This window comes from Azospirillum brasilense (assembly GCF_003349955.1).
Classification (GTDB): Bacteria; Pseudomonadota; Alphaproteobacteria; order Azospirillales; family Azospirillaceae; genus Azospirillum; species Azospirillum brasilense_B.
Map to the genome: position 1 here is coordinate 1 of NZ_QLKQ01000136.1, position 9,429 is coordinate 9,429.

General features: G+C 68.9%; 11 protein-coding genes. 7 read left to right on the forward strand and 4 right to left on the reverse strand.

Translation table 11 applies throughout. From position 1 onward, the window contains the following. A partial coding sequence (locus tag DXK32_RS31110; RefSeq protein ID WP_114862037.1) for a transglycosylase domain-containing protein occupies positions 1 to 2,012 on the reverse strand: 2,012 nt, incomplete at its 3' end. 207 nt (positions 2,013 to 2,219) lie between these two features. On the opposite strand from DXK32_RS31110, the gene DXK32_RS31115 reads away from it, so the two are divergent. Next, entirely contained in the window at positions 2,220 to 2,531 is a 312-nt protein-coding gene (locus tag DXK32_RS31115; protein ID WP_014239097.1) for a polyhydroxyalkanoic acid system family protein, read from the forward strand. A gap of 5 nt (positions 2,532 to 2,536) precedes the next feature. Here the strand turns inward: DXK32_RS31115 and pspF are convergent, their stop codons facing one another. Further along, positions 2,537 to 3,538: a phage shock protein operon transcriptional activator gene (pspF, locus tag DXK32_RS31120; RefSeq protein WP_114862038.1), complete on the reverse strand. Its 1,002-nt coding sequence runs from the start codon at positions 3,536 to 3,538 to the stop codon at positions 2,537 to 2,539. Positions 3,539 to 3,702: 164 nt separating this feature from the next. Between pspF and DXK32_RS32835 the strand changes: the two genes are divergently transcribed. From DXK32_RS32835 to pspC, 4 genes are all read left to right on the forward strand, one after another. After that, entirely contained in the window at positions 3,703 to 3,849 is a 147-nt protein-coding gene (locus tag DXK32_RS32835) for a hypothetical protein (protein WP_205215873.1), read from the forward strand. Between the two features lie 63 nt (positions 3,850 to 3,912). After that, complete coding sequence (gene pspA, locus DXK32_RS31125) at positions 3,913 to 4,584, forward strand: phage shock protein PspA (RefSeq protein ID WP_114862039.1); 672 nt, start codon at positions 3,913 to 3,915, stop codon at positions 4,582 to 4,584. A 98-nt stretch (positions 4,585 to 4,682) separates the two neighbouring features. Beyond that, positions 4,683 to 4,910, forward strand: a complete 228-nt coding sequence (pspB, locus tag DXK32_RS31130; protein WP_014239101.1) for an envelope stress response membrane protein PspB — start codon at positions 4,683 to 4,685, stop codon at positions 4,908 to 4,910. 45 nt (positions 4,911 to 4,955) lie between these two features. After that, entirely contained in the window at positions 4,956 to 5,357 is a 402-nt protein-coding gene (gene pspC, locus DXK32_RS31135; protein ID WP_114862040.1) for an envelope stress response membrane protein PspC, read from the forward strand. Between the two features lie 118 nt (positions 5,358 to 5,475). Here pspC and DXK32_RS33590 read toward each other — a convergent pair whose 3' ends face one another. After that, positions 5,476 to 5,598, reverse strand: coding sequence for a hypothetical protein (locus DXK32_RS33590; protein ID WP_014239103.1), 123 nt, complete (start codon positions 5,596 to 5,598; stop codon positions 5,476 to 5,478). A gap of 334 nt (positions 5,599 to 5,932) precedes the next feature. Next, the gene (locus DXK32_RS31140; RefSeq protein WP_114862041.1) at positions 5,933 to 7,486 is read right to left on the reverse strand and encodes a diguanylate cyclase; all 1,554 of its coding nucleotides are present in this window, start codon (positions 7,484 to 7,486) and stop codon (positions 5,933 to 5,935) included. 340 nt (positions 7,487 to 7,826) lie between these two features. On the opposite strand from DXK32_RS31140, the gene DXK32_RS31145 reads away from it, so the two are divergent. Together DXK32_RS31145 and DXK32_RS31150 are read left to right on the forward strand one after the other, a co-directional pair. Continuing rightward, the gene (locus DXK32_RS31145; protein WP_114862042.1) at positions 7,827 to 8,297 is read left to right on the forward strand and encodes a DUF411 domain-containing protein; all 471 of its coding nucleotides are present in this window, start codon (positions 7,827 to 7,829) and stop codon (positions 8,295 to 8,297) included. A gap of 113 nt (positions 8,298 to 8,410) precedes the next feature. After that, positions 8,411 to 9,115: a phosphatase PAP2 family protein gene (locus tag DXK32_RS31150; protein WP_114862043.1), complete on the forward strand. Its 705-nt coding sequence runs from the start codon at positions 8,411 to 8,413 to the stop codon at positions 9,113 to 9,115. Positions 9,116 to 9,429 lie beyond the last annotated feature (314 nt).

The window sequence follows — 9,429 nt, forward strand, 5'->3', positions numbered from 1 at the left end:
ACATAGGCGGGGGCGCCCTCCATCCCCGGCAGGGGGCGGGGCGGGCGTCCGGCGTGGGCGTCCAGCATGAAGCCCTGCCACAGCTTGGCCGGCAGGGAGCCGCCGGTGACCCGCTTCATCTCGGCGTTGTTGTCGTTGCCCAGCCACACCCCAGCCACGAGGTCGGCGGTGAAGCCGACGAACCAGGCGTCGCGGTAGTCCTGGGTGGTGCCCGACTTGGCCGCCGCCGGACGGTCGAGCTTGGCCGACTTGCCGGTGCCGTACTCGATGACGCCGCTCATCATGCGGGTGAGCTGCACCGCGTGCGCCGGGTCGACCACCGGGACGGAGCCACCGGCCTGCCGCCGGTAGAGGACGTTGCCGTCGCGGTCGCGGATCTCGGTGATGGCGTAGGGCCAGACCGGGGCGCCGCGGTTGGCGATGCCGGCGTAGCCGCGGGTCAGCTCCAGCAGGTTGACCTCGCTGGTGCCGAGCGCCAGCGACAGGTCCTTGCCGAGCGGCGAATTGATCCCAAGCCCCGCCGCCACCCGGCGCACCCGCTCCACCCCGATGCGGTCGATGATGCGCACGGTCGCGGTGTTGGACGAATGGGCCAGCGCGTTGGCCATGGTGATGGTGCCGCGGAACTTGCCGTCGTAGTTGCCGGGGCTCCAAGTGCCGATGCGGACCGGGGCGTCCTCGACCGGGCTGTCCGGCGACCAGCCGGCCTCCAGCGCCGCCAGATAGACGAAGGGCTTGAAGGCCGATCCCGGCTGGCGCATCGCCTGGGTGGCGCGGTTGAACTCGCTGTTGTCGTAGTCCCGCCCGCCGACCAGGGCGCGCACCGCGCCGTCGGTGGTCATGGCGACCAGGGCGCCCTGGCGGGCGTTGGCGGCGGCACCGGGTCCGGACAGGATCTCCTCCAGCCGCTGCTCCGCCGCGCGTTGCAGCTTGAGGTCCAGCGTCGTGCGCACCACCACGTCGCCGTGTCCGGAGCCGACGAAGGCCGAGACCAGCTCCGTCACCCAATCGGCGAAATAGCGCCCATCGCCGCCCGCCTTGCGCTTGGCCGACGGCGGGGCGTTGCGCGCCGTCTCCAGCTCCTGCGCGGTGATGAAGCCGGCGTCGACCATGGCGCCCATCACGACGCGCGACCGCTCCGCCGCCTCGTCCGGGTTGGAGGACGGGGCGTAGCGCGAGGGCGCCTTGAGTAGGCCGGCGATGATCGCCGATTCCCGCAGGTCGAGCTGGGTCGCCGGCTTGCCGAAATAGGTGCGCGCCGCCGCGTCCACGCCGAAGGTGCCCGCCCCCAGATAGACGCGGTTCAGATAGGCGGTGAGGATTTGGTCCTTGGTGAAGCGGTGCTCCAGCCAAAGCGCCAGCATGGCCTCCTGAATCTTGCGCTTCAGCGACTTCTCGGGCGTCAGGAACAGGTTCTTGGCAAGCTGCTGGGTGATGGTGGAGCCGCCCTGCGCCGAGCGCCCGGACCGCCAGTTGACGTAGAGCGCGCGGGCCAGACCGATGGGGTCGACGCCGAAATGCGAGTAGAAGCGCCGGTCCTCGATGGCCAGCACGGCGTTGATCAGATGTGGCGGCAGGTCGCGCACGCCCAGCGTCGTGCCGTGCAGGTCGCCAAAGCGCGCGAACTCCGCCCCGTCGGCCGCCAGAACGGTGACCGAGGCGCGCCGCTCGAACTGCGCGACCTTGGAGATGTCCGGCAGGTCCAGCGCGAACCAGGCCAGCACCGCGCCCAGCGCGATGCCGCACCACACCCCCGCCACCATTCCGGCATAGACCAGTGTGCCGAGGATCGACCGCCGCCGCCCACCGCCGCCGCCCCTGGCCGCCTTGGCGGCTGGCTTGCGCGGCGGCGGCGTGGCCTTCCGCGGCTTCTCGGCCTTGGGCTTCTCGGCCTTCGGCTTTTCCGGCTTGGGCGCGCGTTTGGGCAGGCGGGGGCGCAGCGCCGGCTCCTCCCCCCGCGTCTGGATGGGGCGCGGCCCCGCAAAGAGTTCGCCCGGTCGATCGTTGCTCACGGCGCGGTCGCGGCCCCCAGGAAATCCATGCCCGATGTAATCTGTGATGGAAAGCTATACGCCGCCGCCCCGTTGCAACGAAAGAGCGTCCTCGAAAGAGATAAGATTTGTCTTAGCACCGTTGCAGATGGATGACGGGGGTGGAAGAAAAGCCGGCGCGGACTGTTGTTTCCTTGAATAAGCGTTGACGCAGCGGAGAGCCTGTTCATGTCGAAACCCCTGACCGTTTCCATTCCCCACAAGCTCGGCCGGGACGAGGCGAAGCGGCGCGTGGCGGAGGGGGTGGGGCAGGCCCGCTCCCACCTCGCCGCGGTCGCCAGCAGCATGGACGACCATTGGACCGACGACCGCGTGGATTTCCGCGTGGTGGCGATGGCCCAGACCGTCACCGGCTTCATCGACGTGCAGGACGACAGCGTCACCGTGGAGGTGCAGCTTCCCTGGGCGCTCGGCCTGCTGGCCAACAAGGTCAAGGACCGGCTGCAGAGCAAGGGCACCCTGCTGCTGGAGAAGAAATAGCCCGCCTATTCGGGCTTGCCGATCAGCCCGTGCTTCTTCAGCAGCCCGCGAAGCTGGTGGTAGCCGAGCCCCAGCGCCTCGGCGGTCTGGCGCTGGTTGAAGCGGTTACGCTCCAGCGCCGTTTCCAGCAACCCGGACTCGAAGCGTCGCACCTGTTCCTGGAAGTCTCCGGCGGCAACGGGCGCCTCCTCCTCCGCGACCGGTGACGGGGCGGACACCGCCGGCGCAGCTGGCCGCCAGGCGGAGGCGAAGGGGTCGATCAGGATGTCTTCCACCGGCCCCTCCGGGTCGGACGCGGCGACGGAGCGTTCCACCGCGTTGCGCAGCTCGCGCACGTTGCCTGGCCAGCCATGCTCCAGAAGCTGCTCCAGCGCCCGCGGGGCGAAGCCGGGGAACAGCGCCCGCTCCAGCTCCCGCACCATGCCCAGCGCGAAATGCTCGGCCAGGATCGGGATGTCCTCGCGCCGGGCGCGCAGCGGCGGCAGGGTCACCACGTCGAAGGCCAGCCGGTCCAGCAGGTCGGCGCGGAACCGCCCGGCCTCGGCCAGCGCCGGCAGGTCGGCGTTGGTCGCCCCGATCACCCGCACATCGACGGTCTGGGTCCGCCCGCCGACCCGCTCGATCTCGCCATACTCCACGGCGCGCAGCAGCTTCTCCTGAACGGCGGCGCTGGCCGTGGCGATCTCGTCCAGGAACAGCGTGCCGCTGTCGGCCTGCTCCACCCGCCCGATCTGCCGCCGGATCGCCCCGGTGAAGGCCCCGGCCTCGTGCCCGAACAGTTCGGAGTCGAGAAGGCTCTCGGTCAGGGCGGCGCAGTTCACCTTCACGAAGGGGCGGTCCCAACGGCGGGACAGATAGTGCAGGCGAGCGGCGATCAGCTCCTTGCCGGTTCCGCGCTCCCCGATGACCAGCAGGGGACGCTCCAGCGGCGCCACGCGGGAGACGTGGGCGAGGACCGCGTGGAAGGCCGGGGACTCCCCGAGCAGGGAAGGCGGATTGGGTTGCATGGTCAAAAAGGCGAAGAATTGGTGAATTTGTTCATTCTATCGCGGAAATGGCGATGTTCCAAGCCTGGACGCCAACCATCCGCTCCAGGGAATACAAGGCTTTGCGGGGATTTCCTGCTTTGGCACGGCCATTGCGAAGAAGGGAACCAAACGAGGAGACCCGCATGAGCCACTACACCGACTACCACCGCCGCTACACCCGCGAGGCCCGTCCGCTGGCCGCGCGCATCCGGACCTACCTGACCAGCCGCCCCACCGAGAGCTGGGCGTTCTTCGCCGCCGGCCTGCTGATCGCCACGATCCTCGGCTGACGCAACCAACGCCCGCCCACCAAGCGACCAAGACCCGAAGCGACCAAGAACGGACACATCCCCATGAGCATCTTTTCGCGCCTGACCGACATCGTGCAGTCCAACCTCAACTCCCTGCTCGACCGCGCGGAGGACCCGGAGAAGCTGATCCGTCTGATCATCCAGGAGATGGAGGACACGCTGGTCGAGGTGCGTTCCTCCACGGTGAAGATCATCGCCGAGCGCAAGGAGATCGAACGCCGCATCGCCGACCTGCACCGCGAGCGCGACTCCTGGGACCGCAAGGCCGAGACCGCGCTGACCCACGACCGCGAGGACCTCGCCAAGCAGGCGCTGATGGCCAAGTCGCGCGCCGCCGAGGAGGCCGACGTCCTGACCGCCCAGCTCGCCCAGGTCGAGGAGGCGCTGTCCAAGTCCAACGAGGACATCGGCCGTCTCCAGGCCAAGCTGACCGACGCCAAGAACCGCGAGAAGGCGCTGATCGCCCGCACCAAGACGGCGGTCAACCGCGTGCGCGTCCGCTCCACCCTGCACGACGAGCGGATCAACGACGCCTTCTCCCGCTTCGAGCAGGTGGAGCGCAACCTCGACGAGCTGGAGGGCCGCGTGGAGGCCTTCGACGTGGGCCGCACCAAGACGCTGACCGAGGAGATCGCGGAGCTGGAGGCCGACAAGAAGGTCCAGGACGAGTTGGCCGCGCTGAAGGCCCGCGTCGCCGCGCGCCGGGGAAGCTGATCCCACACCGGCGTCGACACTGACGCGGGCGCTGAGTCCCCTCTCCCGCGCTTCGCGGGGGAGGGGTTTCCCCGAACAACAAGAAAGGCCGTCCCCTGATGAGCGGTTTCAGCTTCGTCCTCGCGGCGCTCTTCATGACCGTGGTGGCACCGCTTTGGATCATCTTCCACTACATCACCAAATGGCGTGGGCAGCGCGGGCTGTCGGCCCAGGACGAGCAGCTTCTGGCCGAGCTGTGGGACATCTCCAACCGCCTGGAAGGCCGCATCCACGCGCTGGAACGGGTGCTCGACGCGGAGTCGCCCAATTGGCGCGACAAGCTGTGAGCCGGCCGCATTCCACGATCATTCCGACCTGACGGGAGCCCGACGATGGACCGTTCTTCGCCCTACGACTCGCCCAACCCGCACCGGCTCTACCGCGATCCGCAGCGTGGCGTGGTGGGGGGCGTGTGCGCCGGCATCGCCGATTATTTCGGGTTCCGGCCCGGACTGGCGCGGCTGGCCCTGGTGCTGGGCCTGTTCTTCTTCATGCCGCCGCTGATCCTCGCCTACGTGATCGCGGTCCTGGTCCTGCCGGTCAAGCCGCCGGCGGTCTACCGCAACCCGGAGGAGGAGGCCTTCTGGCGCGGCGTGTCGATCAAGCCCGACCGCACGCTGGCCGGCCTGACGCAACGCTTTCGCGATTTCGAAAAACGCGTGGGGAACCTGGAAGCGCATGTCGCTTCCAAAGAGTACGAACTCAACCGCGCGATCCGCAATTTGGACCGCTGAAACCTGGACCGCTGACGGCAGCCCCGGAGCGCCTCCGGGGCAAAGCCGCCGCCTGACCGCAGCACCGCGCGTTTCACGGCGCCGTGAACCGAAGCGCCGCCTGACGCGGCGCCGGAGGTCAGCGCCGACGGCGGTTCCGGCTGCGCACACGCACCGGCTTCATGGCCGGGCGGGCGGCAGCGAGACCGGCGAGGGCCGCAGCCATCGCCCCAACGAGCACGACCAGATCGAGATCCATCATGGCTCCTCCGCTTGACCCGATCAGAATGACGCAACTGTGAAGGACATGGTAGCGAAAAGAGGTGACAGCAACCGTCCGTCCGGCAGATGACCGCCGCCGGGGCTCCCCCAAAAGGGGAAGCCTATCCGTCCGGGTCCTCAATCGAGGTAAAGCCTCACCGAAAGAACGGAGAGGTCCTTGCGCTCGGGATGGCGGGGGTTGCTCTTTTGCCGGGCCTTCATCCCGTCCGGGTCCCTGACCGGAAGCGGCGGCTCCTCTTCCAGCGCTCCGGCACCGTCTTCTCCAGGGTTTGTGTGCTCCAGGCCGCCGGTGACGCGCGCGGCGTGAGGTCGGATCAGGGATGGGGCAGCGCCTTCGGCTCGTCCGAGACGCACACACGGTTCCGACCGGCCAGCTTGGCCTCGTAGAGCGCGGCGTCGGCGCGGCGCAGGGTCAGCTCGATGGACGGCTCCGTGGCGTTCCATTCGGCCACGCCCAGGCTGGCGGTGATGGGGATGGCCCGTCCGTCGGTCACCACCGGGCGTCCGGCGATGGCGGCGCGCACCCGCTCGGCCACGATGCGGGCCCCGGAAAGGTCGGTTTCCGGCAGCAGCGCGACGAACTCCTCCCCACCGAACCGGGCGAGCTGATCGGAGGTGCGCAGCGCCTCGCGGGCGCGGAGCACCGCTGTGCGCAGCGCCTCGTCCCCGGCGGCGTGGCCGTGGCCGTCGTTGACCGCCTTGAAATTGTCGAGGTCGAGCAGGATCACGCTCAGCCGCCGCCCGTGCCGATGCGCGCGCCCCAGTTCCGCCGCGGCGAGGTCCAGGAAATGCCGGCGGTTCCACACGGCGGTCAGCGGATCGACGGTGGCCAGCCGCTCCAGCTTGGCGTTCGCCGCCTCCAGCGCGCGGGTGCGTTCGGCGACGCGGGCCTCCAGCGTCTCGTTGGCCTCGCGCAGCCGCTCGTACAGGCTGACGTTGGCGAAGCTGAGGGCGATCTTGGAGGCGAACACCTCGACCAGCCCACGGTCCACCTCGTCCAGCGGACGGTCGGTGTGAATCCACGCCGCCACCTCGTGCCCGTCGGGGACGCGGATGAACAGGGTCGTCTCATTGGCCCCGTAATGGCTGCGGCGGCTGCGGAAAGCGTCGGTGATGCGGTCGGCAAGGGCCGGCGGGATCACCGCTCCGGCCGGCGACGCCGTCTGCCCGGCCGCCTCGGCGTAGCAGCCGGCTCCGGCCAGCACGTAGAAGGCGCCGTCCGGCAGCGGTCGGCCGGCGGCGCCGCGCTGGGCGCAGAGAATGGCGTCGGGCTTCACGCGCAGGAAGGCGGACAGCTGGGTCAGCACCCCGGCGGCGAACTGCTGCATGCAGCGCAGCTCGAACAGCCGGTCGGTGGACTGGATGATCTGCTGAAGCCCGCGGCGGTTGGTCTCCAGCGCCACGATGTCGGCGTAGGCGCGCAGGGCTGCGACGACGGAGGTGAACAGCTTCTTCGCCGTCAGCTCCGCCTTGGACTTGTAGTCGTTGATGTCGTAGGCGAGGACCACATCCTCCTCCGGCGCCTGTCCAGGCTGGCCGGTGCGCAGGATGATGCGGATGGCGTGGTTGTTCAGCTCCTCGCGGATGGTGCGGACCAGCCGCAGCCCGGCGTCGTCGGTCTCCATCACCACGTCCAGCAGGATGATGGCGACGTTGGGGGTGCAGCGCAGGATGGTCGCGGCCTCGCCGGCCGACAGGGCGCTGACGAGCGACAGCCGCCGTCCCTTGTAGCGCAAACCTCCCAGCGCCAGCCGGGTGACCGCGTGGACCTCCGGTTCATCGTCCGCGATCAGCACGATCCACGGCTCCGCCCCATCCTCGGGCGGCGGCGGCAGATCGTCGTCTGCGAACAGAAGGTCGGTTCCCATGCTGCGCGTTCCGCCCGTCCTGCCCGTCTGCCCGTTCAGCTTGCCCGTCCGTTCGGCCGGTGTCCGGCCAAGGACCGGTTCTCCGGAGAGTGCCTGTCAGGGTGTTGCCACGCGGATTGCTGTCATTCAGCGGTAACCGATGCAACTTCCCCTGCGCAACGGGTTCGTTGTCCTTATGGAATGAATTTCGTCCTTTCGCAACCGTCGGTCCGCGGTGCGTCGATTGACCACGATCAAAGCGGGCGGCGGCGGCGGGCGGCAGACTGCGTTGAAACGGGGTGGCGGCAGGCCATCTTTCCGCAAGTCTGTGGATCGGGTGTTGGGAATGTTGGATCGTCGGATGTTTCTCACGGCCATGGGGGCGAGCCTGACGGTGGGCGCCCTGGCCATCGCGGTGCGCAGCCTGGTCGGCACGACCCCCGCCTCGGCCTCCTCCGCGGCGAAGCCGGAAGTGATGGTGTGGAAATCGCCGACCTGCGGCTGCTGCGGCGGCTGGGTGGACCATATGCGGGCCGCCGGCTTCCCGGTGACCGTGCAGGAGGTCGACGATGTGGAGCCGGTGAAGACGCGCCTCGGCGTGCCCGCCCGGCTCCAGTCCTGCCACACCGCCCTGGTCGGCGGCTACGCCCTGGAAGGCCACGTCCCCGCCGACAGCGTGCAGCGGCTGCTGCGTGAACGTCCGGCGGCGGTCGGCCTCGCCGTTCCCGGCATGCCGCAGGGCTCGCCCGGCATGGAGACGGGGGTGAAGGACCCCTACGACGTCGTTCTGTTCGGTGGGGCGGGCGGCGACAGCGTGTACGAGCGGCGCTGACCCTTCCGGGATAAGCCCGATACCCGGTACCCTCGGGGCTTGCCCTTCCGTTCCCTGCTCCCAGTGGTCGGCCTTCCAAAGGCCGGCCGGCTCGGCGGAACGGAGGGAACGGCGTGACCACGGCATTCGACCTCGTCATCATCGGCTGGCTGAACGGCTACAGCCGCGCCAGCATGGCGGCGGACAAGACCATCTATGTCATTGCCCAGAGCGACCTGCTGAAGGGCGGCGTGCTGATGGCGCTGCTGTGGTGGTGCTGGACCCGGCGCAGCGGGCGGCTGATCGGACCGGACCTCTATTCGGTGAAGACCATCGTCGGGGCGCTGCTGGCCATCGCCGTCGGGCGCGGGATGCAGAACTTCCTGCCGATGCGCCTGCGCCCGGTCCATGACCCGGAGCTGGGCTTCGTCGTTCCTTATGATGTGAACGCCTGGGCGGTGGACGGCTGGAGTTCCTTTCCCAGCGATCACGCCGTGCTGTTTTTCGCGCTGGCCGCCGCCCTGTGGTGGTCGAACCGGCTGGTCGGGACTTTCGCCTTTTTATGGACGCTGGTGGTGATCTGTTTGCCACGCGTCTATCTGGGGCTTCACTTCCCGACGGACATCCTGGCGGGCGGGGTGGTCGGTGTCCTCATCATGGCGGTGGTGCTGGCCGTCCCCGTGCCGGAGCGGCTGGCCCGCCGCGTCCTCGATTGGCAGGAGACGCAGCCGGGGATCGTCTACGCGCTGGCCTTCCTGGTGACGCTTCAGATGGCCACCCTGTTCGCCAACGCCCGGCGGCTGATCGAGGGGGCGATGACCGTCCTTCTCGGCTCGTGATGCGGTGCAGCGAAAAAAATGCGGAGCGATGAAAAAAGCGCTTGCCGGGTTTGGCCAACCCGCCTATAACCCGGCTCCCACGACGCCGGGGGCGCTGAGAAGCGCGACGGCGGCAAGGGATCGGCGGAGACGCCGAAGACGAGACGAAGTAAAGTTTGGCCGGCGCGAAAACAAAGGCTTGACAGACCGCTTTGGATCTTCTAGATAAGGCGCCCCGACGCGCCGCACCGAACTCCGGTAGCGCAGCGCGAGACGGGCAGCGGTTCTCCTGAGGGCCGCGGGATCTTGGATATCGTTGATACCGTGTTGTGAGA